The 24126-nt window shown below is 53.2% G+C and carries 20 protein-coding genes and 1 riboswitch; of the genes, 11 read left to right on the top strand and 9 right to left on the bottom strand.

The window, feature by feature from the left end; translation table 11 throughout:
- Positions 1 to 63: 63 nt before the first annotated feature.
- From ABSE13_RS06800 to ABSE13_RS06785, 4 genes are all read right to left on the bottom strand, one after another.
- On the bottom strand, positions 64 to 456 hold the full coding sequence (locus ABSE13_RS06800; RefSeq protein ID WP_424027756.1) for an E2/UBC family protein: 393 nt from the start codon (positions 454 to 456) through the stop codon (positions 64 to 66).
- Complete coding sequence (locus ABSE13_RS06795; protein ID WP_424027755.1) at positions 456 to 806, bottom strand: hypothetical protein; 351 nt, start codon at positions 804 to 806, stop codon at positions 456 to 458. Before ABSE13_RS06795 ends, ABSE13_RS06800 begins: the two co-directional genes overlap by 1 nt.
- 303 nt (positions 807 to 1109) lie before the next feature.
- On the bottom strand, positions 1110 to 1811 hold the full coding sequence (locus ABSE13_RS06790; RefSeq protein ID WP_424027754.1) for a hypothetical protein: 702 nt from the start codon (positions 1809 to 1811) through the stop codon (positions 1110 to 1112).
- A gap of 43 nt (positions 1812 to 1854) precedes the next feature.
- On the bottom strand, positions 1855 to 4920 hold the full coding sequence (locus ABSE13_RS06785; RefSeq protein ID WP_424027753.1) for a DEAD/DEAH box helicase family protein: 3066 nt from the start codon (positions 4918 to 4920) through the stop codon (positions 1855 to 1857).
- Positions 4921 to 5532: 612 nt separating this feature from the next.
- On the opposite strand from ABSE13_RS06785, the gene ABSE13_RS06780 reads away from it, so the two are divergent.
- The 9 genes from ABSE13_RS06780 (at position 5533) to ABSE13_RS06740 (ending at position 15619) form a co-directional block, all read left to right on the top strand.
- Positions 5533 to 6675, top strand: a complete 1143-nt coding sequence (locus tag ABSE13_RS06780) for an aldo/keto reductase (protein WP_424027752.1) — start codon at positions 5533 to 5535, stop codon at positions 6673 to 6675.
- A 108-nt stretch (positions 6676 to 6783) separates the two neighbouring features.
- On the top strand, positions 6784 to 7347 hold the full coding sequence (locus ABSE13_RS06775; RefSeq protein WP_424027751.1) for a nucleotidyltransferase domain-containing protein: 564 nt from the start codon (positions 6784 to 6786) through the stop codon (positions 7345 to 7347).
- Positions 7340 to 7795, top strand: a complete 456-nt coding sequence (locus ABSE13_RS06770; protein ID WP_424027750.1) for a HEPN domain-containing protein — start codon at positions 7340 to 7342, stop codon at positions 7793 to 7795. Before ABSE13_RS06775 ends, ABSE13_RS06770 begins: the two co-directional genes overlap by 8 nt.
- Positions 7796 to 7908: 113 nt before the next feature.
- Entirely contained in the window at positions 7909 to 9051 is a 1143-nt protein-coding gene (locus ABSE13_RS06765; protein ID WP_424027749.1) for a metallophosphoesterase family protein, read from the top strand.
- A 327-nt stretch (positions 9052 to 9378) separates the two neighbouring features.
- A complete protein-coding gene (locus ABSE13_RS06760; RefSeq protein ID WP_424027748.1) occupies positions 9379 to 11817 on the top strand; it encodes an AAA family ATPase in 2439 nt (812 codons plus the stop codon).
- Entirely contained in the window at positions 11817 to 12845 is a 1029-nt protein-coding gene (locus ABSE13_RS06755; protein ID WP_424027747.1) for a DNA double-strand break repair nuclease NurA, read from the top strand. Before ABSE13_RS06760 ends, ABSE13_RS06755 begins: the two co-directional genes overlap by 1 nt.
- Positions 12823 to 14442 (top strand): ATP-binding protein, encoded by a 1620-nt coding sequence (locus ABSE13_RS06750; protein WP_424027746.1) that lies wholly within the window; start codon positions 12823 to 12825, stop codon positions 14440 to 14442. Before ABSE13_RS06755 ends, ABSE13_RS06750 begins: the two co-directional genes overlap by 23 nt.
- Positions 14443 to 14841: 399 nt before the next feature.
- Positions 14842 to 15030 carry a hypothetical protein gene (locus tag ABSE13_RS06745; protein WP_424027745.1) on the top strand — a complete coding sequence of 63 codons (189 nt, stop codon included), beginning with the start codon at positions 14842 to 14844 and terminating at the stop codon, positions 15028 to 15030.
- A 211-nt stretch (positions 15031 to 15241) separates the two neighbouring features.
- Entirely contained in the window at positions 15242 to 15619 is a 378-nt protein-coding gene (locus ABSE13_RS06740; protein ID WP_424027744.1) for a hypothetical protein, read from the top strand.
- A 63-nt stretch (positions 15620 to 15682) separates the two neighbouring features.
- Here ABSE13_RS06740 and ABSE13_RS06735 read toward each other — a convergent pair whose 3' ends face one another.
- From ABSE13_RS06735 to ABSE13_RS06725, 3 genes are all read right to left on the bottom strand, one after another.
- The gene (locus ABSE13_RS06735) at positions 15683 to 16867 is read right to left on the bottom strand and encodes a cation:proton antiporter (RefSeq protein ID WP_424027743.1); all 1185 of its coding nucleotides are present in this window, start codon (positions 16865 to 16867) and stop codon (positions 15683 to 15685) included.
- Positions 16868 to 16883: 16 nt separating this feature from the next.
- Positions 16884 to 16948, bottom strand: a riboswitch (Fluoride riboswitch).
- Positions 16949 to 17085: 137 nt separating this feature from the next.
- On the bottom strand, positions 17086 to 18339 hold the full coding sequence (locus ABSE13_RS06730; RefSeq protein ID WP_424027742.1) for a Coenzyme F420 hydrogenase/dehydrogenase, beta subunit C-terminal domain: 1254 nt from the start codon (positions 18337 to 18339) through the stop codon (positions 17086 to 17088).
- A 1-nt stretch (position 18340) separates the two neighbouring features.
- Positions 18341 to 20200: a molybdopterin oxidoreductase family protein gene (locus ABSE13_RS06725; protein WP_424027741.1), complete on the bottom strand. Its 1860-nt coding sequence runs from the start codon at positions 20198 to 20200 to the stop codon at positions 18341 to 18343.
- Positions 20201 to 20385: 185 nt separating this feature from the next.
- Here ABSE13_RS06725 and ABSE13_RS06720 point away from each other — a divergent pair, with 185 nt between their 5' ends.
- A complete protein-coding gene (locus tag ABSE13_RS06720; protein ID WP_424027740.1) occupies positions 20386 to 20994 on the top strand; it encodes a hypothetical protein in 609 nt (202 codons plus the stop codon).
- Between the two features lie 391 nt (positions 20995 to 21385).
- On the opposite strand, the gene ABSE13_RS06715 is transcribed toward ABSE13_RS06720, so the two are convergent.
- Positions 21386 to 22324 (bottom strand): hydantoinase/oxoprolinase family protein, encoded by a 939-nt coding sequence (locus tag ABSE13_RS06715; RefSeq protein WP_424027739.1) that lies wholly within the window; start codon positions 22322 to 22324, stop codon positions 21386 to 21388.
- Positions 22321 to 23208, bottom strand: a complete 888-nt coding sequence (locus ABSE13_RS06710; protein WP_424027765.1) for an ATP-grasp domain-containing protein — start codon at positions 23206 to 23208, stop codon at positions 22321 to 22323. Before ABSE13_RS06710 ends, ABSE13_RS06715 begins: the two co-directional genes overlap by 4 nt.
- 81 nt (positions 23209 to 23289) lie before the next feature.
- Here ABSE13_RS06710 and surE point away from each other — a divergent pair, with 81 nt between their 5' ends.
- Complete coding sequence (gene surE, locus ABSE13_RS06705) at positions 23290 to 24072, top strand: 5'/3'-nucleotidase SurE (protein WP_424027738.1); 783 nt, start codon at positions 23290 to 23292, stop codon at positions 24070 to 24072.
- Positions 24073 to 24126 lie beyond the last annotated feature (54 nt).

Genomic DNA, 24126 nt, shown 5'->3' with positions numbered 1-24126 from the left:
GATGCTGGAGTGTCGAATGAATTGTCTGTGTTAGTCTCAGCTTGATCTGCATGCGTGAGCCTACTATTTGCTTAGTTCTCTTTCAAGCCAACTGTCCACTTGGAGTAAATGCGTGTAGATATTGTCGATACCAAGTCTCCATTCATCTTGTTTCCTATGTCGTGACCATCGCTGATACTGTTTTCCATCGAGTGGACATTGTGAGAGTGATCCAACAGGTTTACCATTTGTCAAAGCCAGTGCTGGAAAGAAATACACCATATCGATTTGCTCATCAGGATATGAAGGGGGGATAATCAACGCCGCATCTACGACGCGATAGTTGTATCCTGCGGGGATTGGGTACTGAAGGAAAATAATCCATCTCGTATTATTTTCTATGACAGTTTCCCAAGTAAGTCCGCGTCCCGTGAGTCGTTCCTCTTCCTCTCCCGCGAGTTGAAATTGTCGGCGCATCAGCCTTCAGTAGCCTCTCTTGGGTTGGTCATGAATCGTTCTACTTCGCAACGGTAGAACTCGACAATCTCTTCCGGTTTGATTTCTTTCTCTACGTGACCGGGGAACCATTCATGAAGCTTAAACTTGTCGGGGGTTTTGTTGACAAGTGCCAATATTTCCCTCCCAGTCATTGAATGAACGCTGACTGTGATTTTTTCCTTGTCGATGCGAATTATGTACTTCTTTGCTTTTCGAGGTTTCTTTTTGGCTTTAACCCACTCTTCAAGTTCGATGAGTTCTTCCAAGATTTCCTCTTCCAGCGCTATGATTTTTTCATCTCCAGCATTAGGCAATTTTTTTTCGGTCATAAGGTTCTCCATCCTCGATCATGTTCTTCATTGGACTTGGATTGTTCGCCTAGTCATTGAATCGTATCATCTCCCGGAATATAATCCATCGGGCTGCGCGGTGTGAAAGTGTCGGAACCGTGTTGCCATCGACAATTAAAGATTCTAAAAAAAATTTGAGTATTAGAGAGCCGGGCATAAATGTCAGAAATTATATCACGGAACAAGGTTTTGAGCCAGGCAGGGGCTCATCCTCATAGATTACGCGGGTACGGGCGGAAGTTGATTGCGATTCTCATAAGTAGGTTCAATTAAATGGAGTTTTTATTTGAAAAATTCTAAACGTAGTTTATTTTTTATGAAATTATTCAAAATAATTTGATCAATTTCGGAAAACATTTGCAACTCATTTTTCCATTGAGAATAATTTTTAACTGCATAATCATGAAAATTCAAATTATGAATTCCTAAATTTTTAGCATTTTTGCCAATAATTTGTTGAATATCGTATACTGAAAACGGGAAAATATAATTTAACCATTCAGATATTATATTATTCTTAAACGCATCCCGTGATATGATATCAATACACTCGTGCAAAGCCGTAAAAAAAATAATTGAATCATCAAGAATTTTACTTAATGCGGATTGCCAATCGTTTTCAACCTCCGGAAATTCCTTTTTACAACAATTTCGAAACCATTGGGCAACACTCATTTTTAACAATTTATTGCTTTTAGTGATAGATGAGGTACAGTGATGCAAATAAGTACGAATATTTCGAACATCGTTAAAATGCATCACATCGGGATAGTTTATTCCATAATCTTTTATTTTCATTCTTAAAAATTTTATATTTTGGTTGCTTTTCTTATCATCATAATATTTGAGATAAAGCCAACTTATAACTTGAAAAAATTCACCTTCAAAACAAGTGGATTTCGGACAAATCATTGGTTCCTGATATACGATTGGTTCGCTATTACCAAATAGTTCAAAATTTTTTTGATTTATCTTAGAAATCAATTCTTCAATCTCTAAAATTTTTTTTTTGCAGTTTCCATGTTCATCACCGTTTTACAGACTTATAATGAGTTGTTGGATCTGCAACTGGGTTTATGAAATTAAAACCTATATGGAATGGTTCAATTTCATTTCCTTCTCGTAGATTCGGATCTCTAAAATCACGGGGGAAAAATCTAATCTTTCTATGTAATTCTTCAACTTCAATAAATCCTGAATTCCCTTCTACTGAAATAGATACTACTTTCCCGTGATAAACAATAGGTTCCCCTTCATCAGAACTTGCTAAATAATATTTTATTATCCTCCTACCGCCACCCATACCTGAAATAATATCTTGTTGAGCAAGAGATTTAAACGCTTTATCCGCAGTCTCGTAGGATCCCAAATGGAATTGCGTAATCGCATACAGATAGACGAGAGACGGGTTATTTTCAAACCCACCAATAGTTCTCATATCGTTAAATATTCCATCACAATATAACCAATCATTTTTATTGAAAGGGATTGCTTGTCGTTCATTTTCTTTCTTAAAAATAGGCTTTCCTGTTTTCATCATCCACCAACTTTTTAATAATTGGTAAAGGCAGCCAAGATCGCCTTTGATGAAATCTCTACTATTTTCTAAAAAAAGATAATTTTCTTTACAAAGTTCTCTTTCTTTTTGATTAATGTATTGTGAATACATTGATATTTTAGATAATCGTTCAATAGAACATCTTAAATAACCGATTCTCGAACCTTTGCTTTCAAGTTGTTTGAATATTTTATCTGATAATTGATTTTCTCCAAGCAAAGTAAGTAATTCTCGTTTGCGATCTAAAATGCTATCTGTAATTCCAAAAGCACTAAATTCACCAATCTCAATGGATTTTAATGCTCTCATTATTAATTCGGTTTTCTTAAGAGGCTTCAATGACGATGATTTTACTAAATTTATCGTACTCCAGCCATAAGTATCAAGTGCGTGTTCCTCATTAACAGTTCGTTTTAAAACTTTGTCCAGATCGTCTTGAATAGATGTTATATCATCCCCAATTTTTTCGATTTTACCGGTTTTTAATAATTGATTTGCTTTAGTGGATTTATTTGCCACCAATTCAACAGTCATTTGATCGATCATATTTAAATTATGGTAATCATTATGTTTCAAATAAAAAATCGTATCTTCCAATAACTTTATCGATTTATTTAGAATTTCTTCAGCAGTCTTAAGAATTTCCTTATTTTCCGGATCATGAATTACATATTCTCTTGCGAGATTTGCTTCTTGTAAAATTAATCCAGGTGCATTGATCGACCGCATTTTCCGTAATTCTGATAATTTATTTGAAATTTCATAATAATATGCCCGGTATCTAGTTTTTTCGGGTCCATTAGGTCCCAATTTTTTAACCAATTCCAATAAAAATTTTAGTTCAATTTCATCTTCTAGTGAATATTGCATTCCAGTTGTATTCCAACAATAAATATTATTGAATAATTCCAAACAGTGTTTTATTTCTTCACTTGGTCCACCGAATCTCCAATTACAAATTATTTTTGCTTCAAAAGAATGCCTCGGAGATACGAAGTAATTTCCATCTTTTTCTTCTACAATACTAAAAATATCCTCTTGTTCCAAAATCTTTTGTAATTCTAAATAATCATTAGATTGAATGGTTCTTTGAATAAGATCTAAAGGAACTTTTTGACCTAATCTTCCAGGTACCATCACGAATTGTAATACTTTTGTGAAAACATCAGAATTTAAATATTCATTCTTAGAATATTCTTCGGTATGATCGTGTTGAGAAACATAGCCTGCATCTTTCAAAGCCTGTTCAAATAAAAGATTACCAAATGATATTTTTTTACTTTTTGCTTTCTTTCGAATATTTTCTTCAGCAGAATCAATTTCATTGGCAATGCCAGAATTTATTATTCCCCTTGAAGAGGGAAGCAATCGATATAAAAGAACCAGAAAATTGTCACTAGTCCATTGTGCTTTATAAAATTTTATTGTTTCAAAAAAATCCAAATAAAACTTCGAAAAATGATCCGATAAATTCTGAATCTCCGAATCGTTCAACTTTATAGGTGCTTCAATGAAATTAAATTCTCCTTTACGGGATGTAAGAATTGCTTCATCAATTTTATAGCTGCTGCCGATTAAAATTACTTTTCGTCCTCTATTACTGAGAAAATTAAAAAGACGTTGATAGGTCGGAAGTGAAACCATCCCATCCCAAACGATTAAAACTTTATTTGCTCCATCTTTTTCAGCCCATTCACAAAATTCGTTGAGAATATCTCCCATATTTTCGAGAAGAGAAGGAGCTCCATCAATAAAAAGCACGGGTTGTTTTGTTTTGGCAATCTCATATGCTAATTGCTGCATTACTATTGTTTTTCCAGAACCTGATTGTCCATGAATAATAATCGGACAGTCCTCCAATTTCTTCCCTTTCATTTTGGATAATATTTGATTAATCAATTTTTTCCCGTATTCCCTTGAAAACGCAAAATTACGGGCATATCCTGTCCATATCGGATTTTTTGAGGAATTTGCCAAAAAATATTGAAATTCAAATTCCATTTCATTTAAAGAAATTTTTGGAGGTTCAACAAATTTTAGACTATCTAAAATTTCTGCATAATTTGACACTCTTCGCCAAAGAGATATTGGAATTGCATAAGAATGAGCGCCGATATCAATAAAAATATTCGATTGTTCATCTTCGGGAATTGTTCCTAATGTTATTGAACCAGTTTCACTTCCTTCTGTAAGAATTTTGTAAAGAGGTTCATTAAACGCGATAATTTTTCCTTCGTCAATTAAAGGAGCTAAATACCGGTTTTTTCTTATCTCTTCATTTGCACTAAAAAGATAAGTTTGACCATTAATCAGTTTTCTAATAACTATCTTTAGATCCTTTGGCTTTAACCAATCTTGATCCGGATTATATCCTTCAATCACTAACGTTCCGAGGGGTGTGATATGTTGATTAATCCTGGTTAATAATGGGTTAACTTCATCGAATTGTCGATCTTCATATTTGTCTTCTGATAGTGGAGGGATTTCGGTCTCATCAGAATCTGTAATTGATCCAAATAAATAGGTTAAATGCAAATTTCTTCGATTTAATAAATCAATGGGGTTTATTTTTTTACTGGATATTCGAGAAACTTTTCGCCATTCCGAACGGAACGATCTTAATATAACATCATCAATTGCGGAAGTATAAACGGAACTCCATTCATAACTTGCAACAATTTCTAGCCATTTGGGGGTTGCAATACTACTGGATAATTTATGAAGCCAAATTAATCCATCATCTTGATTACTTTTTGAGAAAATATCAAAAAGGGAAGAATAAGTTAAATTGCCATTTTGTTTATCAGTTAAGAATTTTTCTGTAGCTCGTTTTAAGAATGAATCTTCGCCGGTTTGGATTTTTAAATGTCCTTGTCCAATAAGAAGAAATGATGGCCCTTTGCTAATTGATTTAAAGAATCGTTCCTTTGAATTTATTATTAGCCCCTCCTCAAATTATTGAATAAAGGAATTATTGATGTCCTTATTTAAAAGCCTAGGGATATTCTATTGTATTAATTATTAGATAAGACTCCCCATAGCCACCACGATTTCACCGGCGAACCAAATCCCGGGCAATACCCATCCCCATCCCCCATCACCTTTATCCCCCACCACATCCGTATCCACAACTAAGGGAGAACAACCATGCTCTACCGGAAAATGAACAACAAAACACCGGACCTCTCCATCCTCGGCTTCGGCTGCATGCGCCTGCCGGTGACGGCAGAAGGGAAGATCGATGAGCCCCATGCAACGAAGATGCTCCGGTACGCCATCGACCATGGCGTGAATTATGTCGATACGGCCTGGCCTTATCATAATGGCGAGAGCGAGCCCTTTGTCGGCCGGGCACTTGCCGGCGGGTATCGCGGGAAAGTGCACATCGCAACCAAGCTCCCCAGCTGGCTGATCACGTCCCGCAAGGACATGGACAAATATCTCGATGAACAGCTGGTGCGGCTGAAAACCGATCACATTGATTTTTACCTGGTGCACGGGCTCAACGCGGGGTTCTGGGAGAACCTCTCGGGCCTTGGGATTACGGACTTCCTCAACGATGCGATTGCCGACGGCCGGATCCGCCATGCCGGGTTCTCGTTCCATGATAACGTGACGTCTTTCAAAAAAATCGTGGACGCGTACGACTGGACATTTGCCCAGATCCAGTACAATTTCATGGACGAGCACTACCAGGCGGGGACGGAGGGGCTGCACTATGCAGCGAAGAAAGGGCTCGGGGTCGTTGTCATGGAGCCGATCCGGGGCGGCCTGCTGGGCCGGGATATCGCGGGAGTGCGGGAGATCTGGCAGAAGGCAAAAACCCCCCGCAGCCCTGCCGAATGGGCGCTCCGCTGGGTCTGGAACCACCCGGAAGTGACGGTCGTGCTCTCGGGCATGTCAGAGATGGAGCAGGTCCGGCAGAATGTCGCCCTCGCAGAGTCAGGGCATGCGGGTTCGCTCACGAAAGCGGAACTCTCCCTGTACGGGAAGGTGAAAAAAGAACTGGAACAGCGGGTCATGATCCCCTGCACCAACTGCGGGTACTGCATGCCCTGCCCGAATGGCGTGAACATCCCGATCTGCTTCGAGGAGTTTAACAAGGGGAATATATACGAAGCGAAAGAGCAGGCCACGCAGCATTATATGATGCTCTGCGGAGGTTTCTTCGACAACCAGCCCCACTTTGCCTCACTCTGCAAGGAATGCGGGGAATGCGAGGAGAAATGTCCCCAGGGCCTCCCGATCCAGTCGCACCTGAAAAAAGTTGCGGAATATTTCGGGAAATAATACCGGGAACCGGAGTGTTGTGCCGTGCAGACTAATCGCCCGGGAATTGCCATTCCCTGTGCAGGATAATGAATACATTTTTTACTCAATTGAATACATTATGTATTCATGCTGGAAGCGCTCATCCCATCAAAGACCCGGGTGAAGCTCCTCACGCTCTTCCTGCTCAACCCGGGGAGCGAGTTCTATATCCGCGAGATAGCCAGGGCGACAAGCGAGAACATTAACGCAGTGCGCCGGGAACTTGCAAACCTCGAATCCTTCGGCCTCATCACCGGGCAGAAGAAAGGAAACCAGCAGTATTACACAGTTAATACCAGCCATTTCCTCTATACCGATCTCCAGAAGATCGTGCTGAAAACCGAAGGGATTGCCGGCATCATAAAAGATGCCCTTTCGGGAAAGGAGATCACCTGCATGTTCATCTATGGATCGTATGCGAAAGGGACTGCCGCAGCAAAAAGCGATATCGACATTTTCATCGTCGGAGATGTGGATGAGGACCAGCTCATTCCGATCATCCATTCCTGCGAGCGGGCAGCCGGCCGGGAGATCAACTACACCATCATGACTCCGGCGGAACTTAAAACACGAAAAAAGAACAAGGATCCATTCGTAAAGAATGTAATGCAGGAAGCAAAAATACTGATCAGCGGAACATGTGATGGATGAGGATCCCGAATCCCAAAGGATGAGAGAGGAGAAGACTGAAAGTCTTCGACTTATCGAACGGGAAGGTCTCATTAAAAAGCTCCCGTATGACAGGAAAAAGGTGGATGATGCACTAGCGCACGCCCACCGGGATCTCCATACAGCCCATACGATCCTTCCCGCGGATCAGGACTGGGCATATACCATAGCATATAATGCGGTTCTCCAGGCCGGGCGGGCACTGATGTTTTCAAAAGGCTACCGCCCGGACGGTGCCAGCCAGCATATCTCCGTAGTGAAATTCGCGGAACTTTTTCTGGACAAAGAGGAGGCAATCATCTTCGACCGAATGCGACGCAAGCGCAACAGCTCGGTCTATGATATGGCCGGTTCTATCTCGGAGACGGAGGCCCAATCCGCAGTAACTCATGCGGGGATCCTGCTCCGGAGGATCGAAGATCTCCTTTGAAAAAATTCATGAAGTTTTCAGGCAATTATTCGAGGCCATGTTCTTTTTTATTAGTTTCACCCCCTCCCCCCTCTCCTTATATCGGATAAAAATCCACATACACCATAACCACAATGAAACTCATCCACATCGCCGACACCCACCTAGGCTTAGCAGCATTCAGCCGCTTGGATCCAGAGTCCGGCATGAACCTCCGCGAAAAACAAATCTACGAGAACTTCCTCGCAACAATAGACACAATAATCCAACAAAAACCCGATGCACTCGTCCATGCCGGCGACCTCTTCGACACGGTGAAACCGAAGACCAAAGCCTACACGACAGTACTAGAGGCATTGGAAAGACTCCACGAAAAAGAAATCCCCCTCGTAATAATCGCCGGCAACCACAGCATGGTGAAGACCCGATACACGACCTCGCCGTACGAAGTCCTCACGTACCACAAATCCGAGATAAAAGCAGCCTACAAATTCCGGTACGAAAACGTCGAGATCGGAGACACCGTCTTCCACCTCATCCCCAACATGCTGAGACCGGAAGACTACCGCACAGCCTACGACGAGATAGAACTCAGCAACAACCACACCAACGTCCTCGTAACCCACGGCCTCGCCACGCAGCTGAAAGACAAACGCCTCGCCACCGTCGCGGAGCACGAACTCGACGGGACGATCCTCTCGGACCGGTTCGATTACATTGCGCTCGGCCACTACCACCGCCAGTGCCAGGTGACGGACAATGCCTGGTACTCGGGCTCCACGGAGTTCCTGACGTACGGGGAGATCGCGGATGCGAAGGGCGGGCTCCTCGTGGACCCGGGAAAGCACGAGGTAAAGCACCTGGAACTCCCGAAGACGCCAATGGCGGACTGCGGAACGATCAGGTGCGCCGGGATGCATCCCGGGGACGTGACGACGGAGATCATCGCCCGGGTGGAGCGGGCCTGCCTCCCGCGGTACGCGATGGCGCAGGTGACGCTCGACGGGATGGCCCGGGAGCACGGGAAGGGGATCGATACGAAGGAGCTCGCCGGGGTCCGCGAGCAGCTCCTCGACCTGAAGATCCGGGTGAGGACCGAGGCGGAGGAGAGCCCGGTCCCGCTCCAGCAGGACATCCGGCTCATCGATTACCTGCAGGAGTTCGATGCCTTCATCGGGAAGAAGGGGCTCACCGGGAAGCAGCGGGCATATATTGCGTCGTGCGGGACGGAGGTCCTCAGGACCGTGATGGACGAGCACCGGGAGATGGGGGAATGACGAGGGTCATCAGACCTGAGTCAGGAGAAGAACGCATCAGCGTTCTTCGACTTGAACCCACCGGAGGCTCACTATGATCCTCGACCGGCAATTGATCATCGGCAGGATCATTGGATATTCTGTGATTTTGCAAAATCATTCAGATCAATTGCGATGCCTGCCGCCGCCCCGAAGGGCGCCCCGCGGCGGCTTCAATAACCGGAAAAATCTTGGGGACTTCCCTGCGATAGACCCTCCGGCAGAACAGGTAATACATCGCACTCGCAACCGGGGGATGCCCACGCGGCGGGGGCAGAGCCCCCAAGAGCGTAGGAAAGGAGCCCTCCCATGATCCTCGACCGGCTCATCCTCAGGAATTTCAAGCGCTTCCGGAACGAGACGATCGAATTCAAAGACGGGATCACCGGCATCCTCGGGAACAACGGCACGGGGAAGTCCTCAATAGTCCAGGCGATCTTCTTTGCGCTCTACGGCGTCCAGGCGACCGGGATCTCCGCGGACTACATCGTCTCCTCGTTCGCAGGTCCGAAGGAGAAGTGCGAGGTACGGCTTGAGTTCCGGATCGGCGGGGACAACTTCGCAGTCCTCCGCACATTCAGGAAGGGAAAGACAGCTACCCACGAGGCGAGTTTCTATAAAGACGGAAAGGAACGGGCGCATGGTGTCAGCGACGTGGAAGCGGAGGTGAAGCGGACGCTCGGGATGGGGCCGGTGGACTTCCGGAACACCATCTATGCAGGCCAGAAAGACCTCCTCACCCTGCTCGACAACACGCCGGCAAAGCGGAAGGAGTGGTTCCTCCGGGCGCTCGGGATCGATTACCTGAACACCGAGAGCCAGAAGATCTTAAAGGAACGGATCGATGCGAAGACCGGCGAGCTCCAGCGGAAGGAGGGGGAGCTCGCAGCAATGGCAGGCCGGCAAAGCGAGGAGGAGTTCGCCCGGCTCCAGGCCTCGGTGGCCGGGTTCCGTGCCGCGATCGCGGAGCACACGAAAGCCCGCGACCTCCTCGCCATGAAGCGGAAGGAGTACGAGGGGCACCTCAAAGTCCTTGCCGAGAAGAAGACCGCGTTTGCCCGGCTCCAGCAGCAGGAGCAGACCCTCCGCAGCGAACGGGATAAGGATACGGCACAGGCACGGAAGCTCGAAGCCGCGATCGCGCTCGTGAAGGACGAAGAAGCGGAGTTCAACAGGATAAAAGATGTTGCCGGCTCCTACGAGGAGATGCGCCAGCGGCTGGACGGGCTCCGGGAGAAGCGGAACGAGTACCTCCGGCTGAACGCGGAGCTCGGGTTCGCCACCAAGGAGCTTGCCGATCTCGCGGCCCGGGCCGGGAAGCAGAAGGCGAAGATCAACGAGCTCGACGCGGACGTGCAGAAGAAGGCGGAGCTCGTGGCGAAGGTCCGGGCGGGCCTCGGGACTCAGCAGGAGATCACCGAGGACCGGCTCGAACAGGCTGCCAGCTTCCGGCTCGCCGAGATCAATAAACGGGACGGCACGCTTTCCACACAGCTGGAACGGTATAAGGAGGAGCGGGAGAAGATCCTCGCCGACCAGAAGACGATCCACGCGGCCGGCGCTGACGGGGTCTGCCCGCTCTGCCGGCAGAAGCTCGGGGACCACTTCGGAAACCTTGACGCAGAATTCAACACGAAGATCCAGGAACTGAGCGACAAAGCGGTCGCGGACCTGGAGCGGCAGGAGAAGCTCGGGAAGGAGAAGGCCGCAATCGAGGCCCTGCGACCCTCGCTCGACGCGATCCGCACCCTCACGGAGAAACTCCGGCAAAAGCCGGTGTACGAGACCGAGCTTGCCGAGCTCGAAGGAAAGCACGCGAAGAAGGTACAGGAGCAGATGGCGATCACCGAGTCCCTCGGGAAGCTCGATTACAAAGACGAGGTCTACCAGGCCTGCGAACGGGAGACCACCGGGATCCAGGAGGTCCAGATGCGGGCGATCGAGCTTGAGAAGAAGATCGGGCAGGGGCTGATGGCACAGCAGCACCTCGCCGAGCTCACCACAAAGATCGCGGGACGGGACACCGAACTCACAGCGCTCACAGAGCAGATCAAAGCGGCTGCATTCGATCCCGCCGAAGTCACAAAGTTAGAAAAATCCGTGGCCGATACCGACACGGCCCTCCGGAACGAGGAGATCGCCATCAACAGCGCAACAAAGGACCTCCGGTTCACGGAGGAGAAGATCGCGGACCACAAGAAAGCCGCCGAACAGATCGCACTCCTGAAGCAGCATGTGCAGGCACAGAAGGACGAGATCGAGCTCCTGAAGCTGACCCGGGCCGTCATCGCCGAGTACGTCATCTACCTCATGCAGGTGGTCCGGTCCCGGATCGAGGGCGAGGTAAGCCGGATCATCAGCGAGATCACGGGCGGAAGGTACGAGCAGGTGCTCCTGGACGAGGACTTCAACCTCGTGGTCCGGGACGCGGATGACGATTACCCGATCGACCGTTTCAGCGGTGGCGAGCAGGACGACATCGCGGTCGCCCTCAGGATCGCTCTCTCGCGGTACCTCGCCGAGCTCCACCAGGTCCACGAGAGCACGTTCCTGATCTTCGACGAGATCTTCGGGAGCCAGGACGAGGAGCGGCGGGCAAACCTCCTCACCACCCTCAGGACGCAGGAGTCCCGGTTCCCGCAGATCCTCCTCATCTCCCATATCCCGGAGATGCAGGGCGAGTTTGCGAACACGCTCATCGTCGAGATGGGCACGGACCAGGCGAGCCGGGTCCGGGAGGTGGAGTGATGGACACCCGCACCTCGTACGAGGAGTCGGTGCAGAAGGCGCTCCGGCGGATTGCCGACCATGTCCCGGAAGATCTGGTGGCGAAGTTCGCGGAGAGGAGCGGGATCGTCCGGGACGACATCCGCCCCATCCAGCCCGGGCCGTCCGGCACCGTGAGCGCGATCGACGGCTCCAACGCGATGGTGCTCGAAGGGGGAAGCGTAGCCATCGCCGCGATCCGGGCGGCACGGACCACGTTTGCCGGGAGCGAACGGGCCGGCCGGGCCGCAACGCCCCTCACGCTCGTCACCATCGGCCCCGGCCACCGGAACCATGACTTCGATGACCTGTTCCGGGAGTGTTTCGGCGACCTGCCCCACAAAGGCCTCGACAACGCTGACCCGGAGCGGGCCTCGGCGATCCTCCGCGACACGCTGGAGTACTGGGTCGCCCACCGGACCGCCGCCACGCTTCCGCCGGGAGCGCTCATGCTGATCGACGGGGCGCTCCGGGTCTCCAGCCAGAACCACGAGCCGGTCCTTGCCGACATCATCCATACGGCACAGGAACGCGGGCTCCTCCTCGCGGCCGTTGCGAAGCGTACCCGGGCCACGTGGGGCGGGGGTCACCCGCTCCTCCCCGCGCTCGCCGGCCTCGTGGCCCAGATCGGCATCGCCGGCGCGTGGTGGACTGCCATCGACGAACACCTCCTCGACCATGCCGAGTACCGGCAGGGGAGGCACGGGAAGATCTATGTGGCCTCGCTCCACCCCCAGTACAGCAGGCCGCTCAAGATCGAGCTCCCGAAAGAGACGGACGAAGCGACCGCAGCGGCAACGTTCCGGGCGCTCGCGGCCTTTGCCGATGACGGGAGGATCCCGGGGTATCCCTACCCGCTCCTCGACGCCCACCGTACGGTCGTGATCGACGAGCCGCTCGTGCAGCAGATACAGCAGGATGTAAAAGCCGGCCTCTCAAGACAGGGAATCCGGAACAGGACTTTTGAAGACCTCTTTGGTGATTTACATGGTGACTTTGAACGATATTGAAACAGTGGACACTACGAAATTCCGGCTGATCGGAAAAAGCGTACTCTCGTACCGGTTTATCATCCCCCATTCCGCGAAACTCTTTGTCGGGGACATCCTGAAGATCACCGATACTGCCAAGGGGTACTCGTTCTATGCAAAAGTGAGCGACCTTGTCCACGAGTCCAACTTTGCCGATGAACGATGGGACACCCGCCCGTTCAGCGAGCATTTCTACGGCCTCGGAGAAGATGTTTTTCTCGGTGTCGAAGCAGTGCCACTCGGCTTCATTGACGAGAACGGGGTCTTCCGGAAACCCCGAACCGTCCCGACCAAGTTCTCCGAAGTAAAAATACCCGGGACCGCGGACTTTGCGTTCCTGACAAAAGTGATGGGGGATATCGAGGTCGGCGTCATGCGGACCGGGCAGGGCGTGCTCAAGGATCTTCCGGTAAAGATCCCGAGCCGGGTCCTCCCCCAGCACATGGGCGTCTTTGCCACCACCGGCATGGGCAAGTCCAACTTCATGAAGACCTTCTGCGCATCCTGCATGAAAATGCAGAAGTTCGGCCTCCTGATGGTCGACCCCCACGGCGAGTACGTGCGGGGCGGGCAGTCGAGCACCGGGGAGCGGACGCTCGGCCTCGTCCACTACAGCGCAGGCAGGGACGGCCTCGCCGTCTTCACCATCAGCGAGAGCGACCGGAAGAAGTACTCCCTCAACAGCCTCTGGCTCGACTACGAGGACTTCCGGATGACCGACCTCGGTCTCCTCTACGATCTCTCGCAGGCCCAGTGGGACGTGGTCGAGACCCTCGGCGAATACAAGGGCAGCGAGGTGATCCGGTTCTTCATGGAGGCGAATGTCGATACGCTCCAGGACGAGGTCCGGGCGAACCGGTACACCGGGCCGTATCCCGGGATCGCCGGGAAACTCGGGGCGTTCCAGCCCGGCACCCTCGTTGTGATCCAGCGCCGGGTCAGGAATATCGTGCAGGGCAACCGGAAGTTCTTCCGTGAGACGGGCTCGTGCGTGCCGGAGATCCTGAAGTACCTGCACGACAACAAGGTGGTCCTCATCGACATCCCCCGCATGGGCGAACGGAGCGAGCTCTTCGTCCTCTCGATGATCACCAGAAGGATCATGCAGGCGCACCGGACCTCGGCCGAGGAGTTCGGGATGGAGACCGAGCCCACGGAGCAGAAGCGGGTCCTCATTACCATCGAGGAAGCACAGCGGGTGCTCGGGGCCGGCGGCTCTTCCACCCAGATCTTCCGGGAGTGTGCCATGGAAGGCCGGAAGTTCGGGGTCGGGCTCTGCGTAGTGACCCAGCAGCCCAAGAACATCGACCAGAAAGTGCTCGCCCAGATCAGCACCTTCGTGGTGATGGGACTCGGCGACCGGGGCGACCGGGAGATCATCATGGGCAGCGCAAAACAGGACCTCTCGAAGATGGAGATCGAGATCCAGACCCTTGATACCGGCGAGGCGATCATCTCCACGATCGGTATCCCCTTCCCGGTCAGCACCCGCATTCACCGGTACGAGGACTACATTGCCGGGCTCAACGCGGAGAAGAAGAGATCGATCAGCGACGGGCTCCAGCCAGGGTTCTGATCGTTTTCCCGGGCGTACCCACTCCCCGTTCCGGCTTTGCACGTAAACCCTGTTCTGCACCTGAAGTCCATGACGTGCACCCTGGCATCCTGCCGGCAACACAGGAACGAAATACTCAGGATGTAGTAAAAAAGAGAATTGTGGAAACCCTGTTTATTAATGGGGGTAATTCATGAAATACAGGAAAACGGCATCTCACCGGACTTCCTGCGCACAGGTCCTGGCGATCCCACCCATATCAAACCAGTGATGACCGGGCTTGCGAGTGGGAAAGAATATCTTTTTCAACCGGACTCTCCATAAGCGTATCTGGTAGCTTGTCCCTTGAGCTTCTTTGTCCCGTGAGATTCTTACCCGGTGAAAGTTCCAGGCTGCCACAGATTCATGGGAGGTACTAACATGAGTAAAGTAGTAGCGGCCATATTATTGGTCTTAATTGGACTTGCCCTGGTAGTTGGTGGGGCTATGAGTCTCGGTACGCTGTATGTAACGGGTGTTTGTCTTATAATTGCCGGCGTATTAATGATTATACTGGCAATTAAAATGGCAATGGCAATGAAATGTGATACAAAAACCCCAACCAAGTAATCTTTTCCCAACCAGGTAATCTTTTTTTAGGACACGTCACGCCACGCACTGCCATGTGTATAGTTGTTAAAAGTCATGTCAACGTTCCCTGAACGGTTTTGCACCCAAAGTCCGGGGTCTGCACCAAAAAGTCCGGGTCAACAGAGGACGTTGGGTGCAAAGCCCCCCGTTCCGGAACCTTTTACACCACTGCCGTCACATACCGGAGATTATGAGACGGACCGTCCATCACTTTATCCTCCTCGCATGCATAGTTGCTGCGATCTTTTTTGCCGGCTGCACCTCTTCATCCACGTCCACCCAGGTAAAGGCAACAACCACGACCCTCGGGCCGGAGATGACGACCCCGGTAGTACCGGTCTTCACCACCCCGGGATTTACCGGCAGCGGTGCGGAGACCGGCATCACGGTCATCAGCGATGACACTTCCGGAAACACCAGCCGGGATGCATCGGTGAGTATGCACAATGCCTGCCCGGCCTACCAGCCGTTCCGGTGTCCTGACGGTTACTGTGCCCATACTTCAGCGGAGTGCCCGATGAGTGCACGTGTCGTGAACTGCTCGGATGGCACTATCTACTGCCCATGAACCGGATGTACTGATACCACGCCGGTAACGGACAGTCTCCCGTTCAGGGACCTCCGTGAAAGATCACTGCGGGTTCCATCCGTCAAATTTCATATCCCCGAGGTCTTCGGAGTGCAGGGGCTTGAACCATTTCTGGGCGATAAACGTCGGGATAACGGCACTCGCGATGACGACCCCGATCAGCACGGAATACTGCTGCTGGTTGATGTACCCCATCGATAACCCGAACACGCTCGCGATCGTCCCGAACGTGAGCCCCGTGGACATGAGGAGCGTGGAATACATGCTCGCATCCGGGATGAATTTCTTCGAGAGTTTGTACACCCCGGCAAATTTGCTGAAGATCTTCAGGCCGAACAATATGACAAACAGCCCGAGCGCGGACAGGATCATCGGCACGGAGACATTCATCCCCCCGACAATGAAGAAGACCGGCGTGATCACCGCATAGGCGATGATGCGGAGTTTTACGCTGATCCCCTTCATCTCAACGGTTTCCGTAAACCACCGGTCCTTTGTCCGGTATTTTGCGATCAGCAGGCCAAGCAGGAACGCCGGCAGGACAGCCTGCCCGTTCCCGAGGCTGCCGAAGTACATGAAGATCAGGAGCAGGAGCAGGACGAATTTCACTTCCGGTTCAACCACGCGGTTCTTGATCAGGGGATGCGTGAACAGGAGGTGCGAGTACTGCATGGCAAGATAAATGACTGCCAGGGAGACGACGATGAACACGAGCGTATACACGGTGGGCTGGAGAAACAGGACGCTCAACGCGATCGCAGTACATATGTCCGTCACAAAGGTTGCAGCCATGATGATCTTCCCGTATCCCGTCTGGCACATCCGGCTCTCCACCAGGACCGAATAGACCACCGCAAGCGAGGTTGTCGAGAGCGCAGTGCCGCCGATCAACGCTGACTGCAGGCTCCATCCAGCGAAATAATACGTATAGGCGGTAACGACAACAAACGGAATAATGAACGAGAAGAACCCGATCAGGAAACTTTCCCGGTACTTCTCCCGCATCAGGTCAAGATCGATCTCCGCACCCGCAAGGAATGTCAGGATGATCCCGCCGAATGTCGCGAGGTACAGCATCCATGGCTCGGACTGGATGAAACCGAGATTACCGAACAGGACCCCGAGAATCACTTCAATGATCGCTACCGAAAATCCGAGTCTCAGGGATATGAGACTCGCGAAGAATATGAGAATACCCATTATGAGCGGAACTGCATCTGCCGGCATGATAACCTCCCGATATTGGTTGGTAGGAGTCATCAGCTTCAGGAAAGCGGTTATACGGCGGACCCCATCGCCGGCAATCTGAACAGTTCCAGATTCTTCCTGATGGTAATTGAAGATTGCGGAAAACAGATCGCTGGTTTCCGTATATCCCGGGGTACAGGAATCCCTGACACAAAATAACGGTACTGGCAGATGCCGCAAAAAAAGTATGATTGAGGTTAGTGCTGCTTCATCGGGTTGAACACGTTGAGGTAGATCATGTCGCTGCCGGTGTTGTGCAGGCGTTCACGCTCTACTCTCTCCTCTGCGTACGCGAGGATCGGGAGCTCCATGGAGATACCCGGGGTGTGGCCGAACATCTTCTCGAGCTCGACCTGCTGGGCGTGCATGAAGAGCGCGTTCGGGATCTCCGCAGGGCAGAGTTCCTGGCACTGGCCGCAGTTCACACAGGACGGGGCGATGTGGGCGAAGCGGATGAGGTGGAACATGAAGTTCGGGGGGATTTCGCCGGGGGTGATGTACGACGGGTTCTTCGTGGTGCAGTCGACACAGTAGCAGATCGGGCAGGCCGAGATGCAGCTGTAGCACTTGATGCAGCGGGAGGTCTCGGACATGATCTTCTTCAGCCGGTCCTTGCCCTCGCCGAGTGCTTCGAAGTCCTTCTTGCGCCACTTCTCGCCAAGCTTGAGCATTGCGCCCTCGACCTTTCCGCGGATGTCGAGGCCCTTGGGGTTCGCGGGCTCGGTTGCAAGAACGCCGGACTTGACGGCGCCGTTGACCAGGTTCGCACCCTTCTCGGAGCAGACCTCGACGAAAGTTGCCTTGCCGGCCTTCTCGCCGATGACACCCCAGTTACCGCAGGCAAGGTCTGCCTGGCGGGGGACCTTCATCTTGCACCGGCGGCAGTTGGACCTGCGGCCATAGCCGTGCTCTTCGAGCTCGTCGACGGAGATACCCTTGTGGCCGCCCTCGTACTCGATGATGAACTGTCCCTTGTCGATCTCTTCCTTGTGGACTACGTCCGGGTCAACGCCGTACTTGTCGGCAATCATCTTGCGGGCGAGGACCGGGCTGACCGACCCACCGCAGTTGACACCGATCATGACCACGTTGTCGAGGTTGATCTGCTTGCGCTTGGCCAGTTCGTAGAACGCCATCGCGTCGCAGCCCTTGACGGTAACACCGAGCTTCATGTTCTCGGAGCCTTCGAGGTATTTCTTCACGAGCTTCGGGAGGAGGAGGGTACCGCAGTGGAGGGAACCGGCAGTGTTTGCGAGTTCCGCGGAAGTCCTGACAAGGGTCGGCTTTGCATCGTAGAGATCCTTGCCCCTGGAGATGACGAGCACCGCGTCGACGGCCTTGGTGTCGAGCGCATGCTTCCAGATTGCGGTTACTGCGCCACCGAGTTCGGCCTTCTTCTTGATGTCTGCATCATTGGTCCATGCATAGAGCATGTCGCCTTTCTTTGCCATGTTATGCTTCCTCCTTTACTTTCTCGAGTTTGACAGCCGCAGCCGCAAAGCTTGCGGGCATGGAGACGACACCCTGCTTGATGTCGGCGGTGACCTTGGCCGCGACTACTGCGCTGCCGGCCTTGCCGGAGACTTTGACTGCGTCGCCGTTGATGATACCCTGGGCCTTTGCATCCTCCTTGTTGATGTAGACCACCGGGAAGGGCCATTCACGGACAATAGACGCGCTGTTGCTGGACAGGGTGCCCATGGGCCACTGTGCGGCAACCATGAACGGGTAATCTGCACCGGCTGCTTCGCCGGCCTTGTATTCGACTGCTGCAAAGGCTGCCTTGCCGTCCCTGGTGCTGAACTTGTCAGCATACAGGAACGCGGTGCCGAAGACGCCGCCTGCTGCGGGCCACTGGACTGCTTCAGGCTTCTCGAGCTTTGCATAGTTGATGCCTGCATATGCGGGAACCGCCTTTGCAATCTCGCTGAAGATGGCTTCTGCATCCTTGAACGCGAAGTCCTTGTCGTGTCCCATTGCCTTTGCAATATCACAGATGATCTGCCAGTCTGCCTTTGAGGTGCCGACGGGCTCGATTGCCTTGCGGATCCGCTGGACACGGCGCTCGGCGTTGGTGACGGTGCCGTCGCGCTCTGCAAAGGAGGCGGAGGGCAGGACAACGTTTGCCTTCGCGGCGGTCTCGGTCAGGAAGAGGTCCTGGACAACGAGGAAGTCGAGCTTGCCGAGGGCGTCGGTGACATGGGCGCCTGCGGAGGCGATGTTTTCGCCTACTACGTACATTGCCTTGATCTTGCCGGCTGCTGCCGCATCGATCATGGCCGGAACGGTCAGGCCGCCATCGCCGGGGACTGCGCCTACATCGGCTGCCCCCTGGGCGTTGGACTTGCCGCGGAGGAGGTTGACCCCTGCACCGGCCTTGCCTACGTTCCCGGTGACGAGCTGAAGGTTTGCAAGGGCCCGGATAAGGTCCCCTGAGCCTGCACCGGCGGAGGTGACTACTGCCGCTGGCTGGGCTTCCGCGAAGATCTCGGCTACCCTGGTGACAAGGTTTGCATCGATGCCGGCGATCTTGGCGACTGCTTCGGGGGTGCAGGGTGCGACAGATGCCTTGGTCTTGTCGAAGTTGCTGGTCCTCTTCGCGATGAAGTCCTTGTTCTCCTTGCCGGCCTTGATGATCGCGTTGATGATACCGTTGACGAGCGCGACACCGGTGCCCGGGTTGCAGGCGATATGGATGTCGGCAAGCCGTGCAGTTGCCGTCTTGCGGGCGTCGGCTACGATGATCTTTGCGCCGTTCTGCTTGGCGATGATGATCCTGCGGCCTGCGAGCGGGTTCTCCTCGAGCGGGTTGCTGCCCACGACGAGGATTGCCTTTGCCTCGCTCAGGTCAGTGAGGGAGTTGGTGGTTGCACCGGCGCCGAAGGCCTCGGCGAGGCCCTTGACTGCATCGGCATTGCAGCGGCGGCCGCAGTAGTCGATGTTCGCAGTCTTCAGCACGTTCGCTGCGAAGTTCTTTAAGACAAAGGAGTCCTCGTTGCTGTTCCGTGCGGAGGCAACAACACCAATTGCGTCTCCCTTTACGGCCTTGAACGCGGATGCGATCTCCTTGTAGGCGTCTTCCCAGCTTGCCTCTGCAAACTTCCCGTCCTTCTTTATGAGGGGGGTGGTAAGCCGTGCCGGGCTGTTGACGAACTCGAACGACTTGTTCCCGCGGATACAGACCTTCCCCTCGTTGACAGGGTTGCGCTGCCAGGGAGAGATCCCGGCAAACTGGCCGTCCTTGACGACCAGGTTGATACCGCAACCGTTGCCACAGTAGGGGCAGGTGCTTGGTACGTATTTGAAATCCATGTTCTAACCTCGAACACACAATGTCTGACCTGACGGTATATAAGGTTAGTGAAATATTTACAAAAAATGATGAATAACGGTGGGTTGATATGGTCGCGTAGTATAGTATTGTCAGTACAGTACTGCAGAAAAGGAAAAAAGCGCAGTATGCTGAAGCAGGAAAGAAAGGATCCGCAGGACCGCCCATGAAACCGCCACGCATCCCCCCCATGGCCGCAGCCATTATCCTGAACGCGTTCACATCTCTGGATGATATCGCGTTCACCGAGCTTGCTGCCTGCCCGGACTGTGGCGGGGCCGTCACTGGCCACGATATGAAAGAGAAACAATTTGCCGTCATCGCAGATGAGAAGGGGACCCGGATAATCCACGTGAAGGTGAAAAGGTTCCGCTGCCGGGAATGCGGCCGGCTCTGCTATGCGGACGAGCCGTTCTACCCGGACACGCGGATAGGGTCACCGGTCATCGATCTCTGTGTGACGCTCTCGGCCACCATGCCCGCGGGGCGGGCAGCACGAGTGCTCGAAGCAATGGGCGTGATCGTTGACCGGACGAGCTGCCTGCTCTATGCAAAGAAACACACCACGGAGATCCAGACCGCCGATGTCTTTGGTATGCGGCTGCCGTTCTCGGTCCTCACCCTTGCCAATCTCGCGGCAGCTGTCCCGGAAGGAGAACGTATCACGGGTGCGGATGTGCTCGCTGCCTGCGGGTTTCCCTCGGGACGCCGGCCTCCCGGTGCTGTGCATGCGCCGGGACCGCAGGTTCCTCATGAGGGCAGTGACAGTGATTGAATGAGAAGAGACGAAAATTCCAGAATACATAGCGGAAATTTGATAAAAAAATTGAGAACTTCTCACCATTAACGAGGGTTCCCCGTCTCAGGGCCTCTCCGAGGAGGCAATCGTCGCTTCAGCGAGGATTGACTGGAGAATGTCGAAAGTCTTCAGACTTGAGACATGAGAAGACCGCAGGTCTTCGAAGAACCTGATGGTTCTTCAACTTGCTGAATCTCATGAGAGATGAGGCACGGCGGGGCAAAAAGGTGACTATTTTATTGAGTTACCATAATTGATGGCTGCCAAACTCCTTATTCTCTTTCTCCCGAAAAAGGTAATTCCTGCGTCATCGTTAAGCGCAGGGGCGGTGCGGGGGGACAGGTACTGTCCCCTCCGCAAAAACCAATTATGAAAACTCCCCGTCCCTCATCGCAATCTCCCGGACCGCAAACGCCGGCAGGGCATCCGCCACCGGCCCGAGCACCCGGTTCAGGTCAATCGCGTCAAGCTTCCCGGCAAAGAACGGCGCTCCGATCCCCGCGACAACGATCGAATCCGCTCCCGCTTCCAGAGTACACACCCTCACGGCATCGCAGACCAGGGTGCACTGCGCATCCCGGAACTGCCGGGCGATCTGCACAGCGCCCTCCTCGCCAATCTCTTCGAGGTCTGCGCACACCACCCGGGCCAGCCGTCGCAGGGAGGCGTCCCGGGTCTTCTCCTTATGGTCCGGGGTATCGCAACCGTACTCTTCGGCCGTGATCGTCCCGAACACGAGATGAGCATCGGCGCTCGTGGCGAAGTACTCGCTGCTGACCGGTGTCCGCACGCCCCCGAGGTCAACGGCCCGGAGGAGTGTGGCCACATTCGTCCTGAGCATGCCGGTGTATACGAGATACCCCTGCTGGAGCCGGGCAAGATCGGTGAGTCCCAGCAGTTCGTCGAACCGGCCGAGGGGGATGATATCCGCGGTCGTGCTGCCGATGTCGAGGAGGACCGCATGGGGATACTTTTCGCGGAGGTAATCCGCCGATGCGAGCCAGTTTGCGGCTGCCAGTGCCGGCACGGCCCCGGCATGGAACGCGGCGTCCGTGCCGTAAAACTGCGCAGCCGGCAACGCACGCCGGACCGCGTCCACGATGAAGGAGATCCCCTGCATCTTATTACTGAAGCAGTCCGCAAGTTCCCCGCTCATCACGACTACGGAGGGGGTATCGTTCCCCCGGGCATATGGTTCAAGGAGGGCGGTTATCGGCGCCTTCTCCCAGAGAGGGCAGTAGTGGATATGAACTCCTTTTTCGTCCACCACTTTCAGGTTCGCGCCTCCGACGTCGATCCCAATCATATCCTGGTGACCTTCCCGTTTGTATCGAACCGGGCGCTTCCCGAGAGATGGGCTTCTTTTGGCCCCTGGCCCTTCGAGGCAGCGATCAGCAGCTCCGCGATCTCCTCCTGCATGCATGCGGCAATCCCCACGAGGCTGGTCGTGATCCGTGGGTTCACGTCCACTACGTACACCTTGTCAGCGACGACCACGTCCACCCCGCAATAGCCCTGGCAGCCGAGTACTCCGACCGTCTTCCGGGCCACATCCACGATCTCCTTCTCGCGGGCCGGGTGGACTGGTGTCTCTCCGCCAAGGTACCGGAACGAACCATCGGTACCGATCGCAATTTCCTGCTTGTTCACGGCAAGGATGAGCGGGGGGTTGCCGGAGAAGAACAGGCAGGCATCCCCGATCACCCGGTTTGCGATAAGGCTCACCGAATAGTTCTCGCCTTCGATAAACTCCTCGGAAAACTCACCTTCGCCTGGCTGGCCTTCCGACAACCGGACACCCTGCGCCCCGCAGCCCTTCACGGGCTTTATTACGCGCCTGCCGGTTCCCGCATCGGCCGGAACCGGAACGCCGTTCTCACGCAGAATCCTGCCGGTCTGGACCTTGTTTGCACAGAGCGCTACCGTCATGAATCCGCAACCGAGGTTGTGCGTGGCCTGCTCGAGGAGGAACGTGTACTTCGAGAGCAGCTGGTCCGGGGCGATCACGAGCCCCATGTCGCAGAGGGGGGCAAGGCGCGAGATCTCCTCACCGAAGTCGCCTGTGCCCGGCACGACAACCTCATGGCCGCAGCGTTCGAAACTGGCCTGGAGCACCGACAGCATCCCCGCCCCCTCGTGGGCGAGCAAGGGATCGTGCGAGACCGTGTATTCAGCAAGGAGGACCTTCATCGTTCTCTGGTATGCGCTCATGGAAAATGAGTTCACCGATCAGTGAACTATTTGGGGGCATGCAGCTATACAGGAAAGCACATGAGACCCTCGATCCTGCTGACCAATGATGACGGCGTGAGCTCCTCCGGGCTCTGGGCCGCGTACGATGCGCTCACCCCCATTGCCGATGTAACCGTGGTCGCCCCGGCCACCCAGCAGAGCGCGGTCGGCCGTTCGATCTCGATCTTCGAACCCCTGCGGGCGAGCCGGATCGTTATGAACGGACATCCCGCCTGGTCGGTGGCAGGCAAGCCCACCGACGCGGTGATCATCGGGCTGTATGCCCTGAAGCTCAACCCCACCATGGTAGTGAGCGGGATCAACATCGGGGAGAACCTCTCGTTCGAATCGATCATGACCTCCGGCACGGTAGGTGCCGCACTGGAAGCCTCCAACCAGGGGACGAAGGGGATCGCCTTCTCCCTCCAGGTCGAGGACCAGGGGGACAAGTTCGACGACCCGAGCTCCTATGGCCAGAGCTTCGACGAGGCAAAGAAGATCGTCCGGGACGTGGTCTCGCGGGTACTCGAACACGGGTTCTGTCCCCATGCGGACGTGATCAACGTGAACATCCCCTCGCAGGTGAAAGGCGGGTACGAAGTGACACGGCTCGCCCACAAGCTCTTCCACACCGGTGTCGAGAAGAGGCTCGATCCCCGGGGCAGGCCATATTACTGGATCAATGGCCCGCTCTACGAGGATGCCGAAGAAGGGACCGATGTCCATTCCGTCAGGAAAGGGAACGTATCCGTTACACCCATCACCCTCGACTGCACGGCCCATGATGCCCACGATGAGATAAAAAAGATCTTCACTCCCTGATCTTCTGGCATCTGCCTCTTCTCCTGCCAGCACCAGTTTTAATTATCCCCGCAC

The organism is Methanoregula sp. (assembly GCF_049518935.1).
Taxonomy (GTDB): domain Archaea; phylum Halobacteriota; class Methanomicrobia; order Methanomicrobiales; family Methanospirillaceae; genus Methanoregula.
This window is presented reverse-complemented; position numbering and strand designations above follow the sequence as displayed.

Coding starts and splice junctions, on each gene's coding strand:
- ABSE13_RS06800 (WP_424027756.1), bottom strand. CDS start 456: ATGCGCCGACAATTTCAACTCGCGGGAGAGGAAGAGGAACGACTCACG.
- ABSE13_RS06795 (WP_424027755.1), bottom strand. CDS start 806: ATGACCGAAAAAAAATTGCCTAATGCTGGAGATGAAAAAATCATAGCG.
- ABSE13_RS06780 (WP_424027752.1), top strand. CDS start 5,533: ATGCTCTACCGGAAAATGAACAACAAAACACCGGACCTCTCCATCCTC.
- ABSE13_RS06775 (WP_424027751.1), top strand. CDS start 6,784: ATGCTGGAAGCGCTCATCCCATCAAAGACCCGGGTGAAGCTCCTCACG.
- ABSE13_RS06770 (WP_424027750.1), top strand. CDS start 7,340: ATGGATGAGGATCCCGAATCCCAAAGGATGAGAGAGGAGAAGACTGAA.
- ABSE13_RS06765 (WP_424027749.1), top strand. CDS start 7,909: ATGAAACTCATCCACATCGCCGACACCCACCTAGGCTTAGCAGCATTC.
- ABSE13_RS06760 (WP_424027748.1), top strand. CDS start 9,379: ATGATCCTCGACCGGCTCATCCTCAGGAATTTCAAGCGCTTCCGGAAC.
- ABSE13_RS06755 (WP_424027747.1), top strand. CDS start 11,817: ATGGACACCCGCACCTCGTACGAGGAGTCGGTGCAGAAGGCGCTCCGG.
- ABSE13_RS06750 (WP_424027746.1), top strand. CDS start 12,823: ATGGTGACTTTGAACGATATTGAAACAGTGGACACTACGAAATTCCGG.
- ABSE13_RS06745 (WP_424027745.1), top strand. CDS start 14,842: ATGAGTAAAGTAGTAGCGGCCATATTATTGGTCTTAATTGGACTTGCC.
- ABSE13_RS06740 (WP_424027744.1), top strand. CDS start 15,242: ATGAGACGGACCGTCCATCACTTTATCCTCCTCGCATGCATAGTTGCT.
- ABSE13_RS06735 (WP_424027743.1), bottom strand. CDS start 16,867: ATGCCGGCAGATGCAGTTCCGCTCATAATGGGTATTCTCATATTCTTC.
- ABSE13_RS06730 (WP_424027742.1), bottom strand. CDS start 18,339: ATGGCAAAGAAAGGCGACATGCTCTATGCATGGACCAATGATGCAGAC.
- ABSE13_RS06725 (WP_424027741.1), bottom strand. CDS start 20,200: ATGGATTTCAAATACGTACCAAGCACCTGCCCCTACTGTGGCAACGGT.
- ABSE13_RS06720 (WP_424027740.1), top strand. CDS start 20,386: ATGAAACCGCCACGCATCCCCCCCATGGCCGCAGCCATTATCCTGAAC.
- ABSE13_RS06715 (WP_424027739.1), bottom strand. CDS start 22,324: ATGATTGGGATCGACGTCGGAGGCGCGAACCTGAAAGTGGTGGACGAA.
- ABSE13_RS06710 (WP_424027765.1), bottom strand. CDS start 23,208: ATGAAGGTCCTCCTTGCTGAATACACGGTCTCGCACGATCCCTTGCTC.
- surE (WP_424027738.1), top strand. CDS start 23,290: ATGAGACCCTCGATCCTGCTGACCAATGATGACGGCGTGAGCTCCTCC.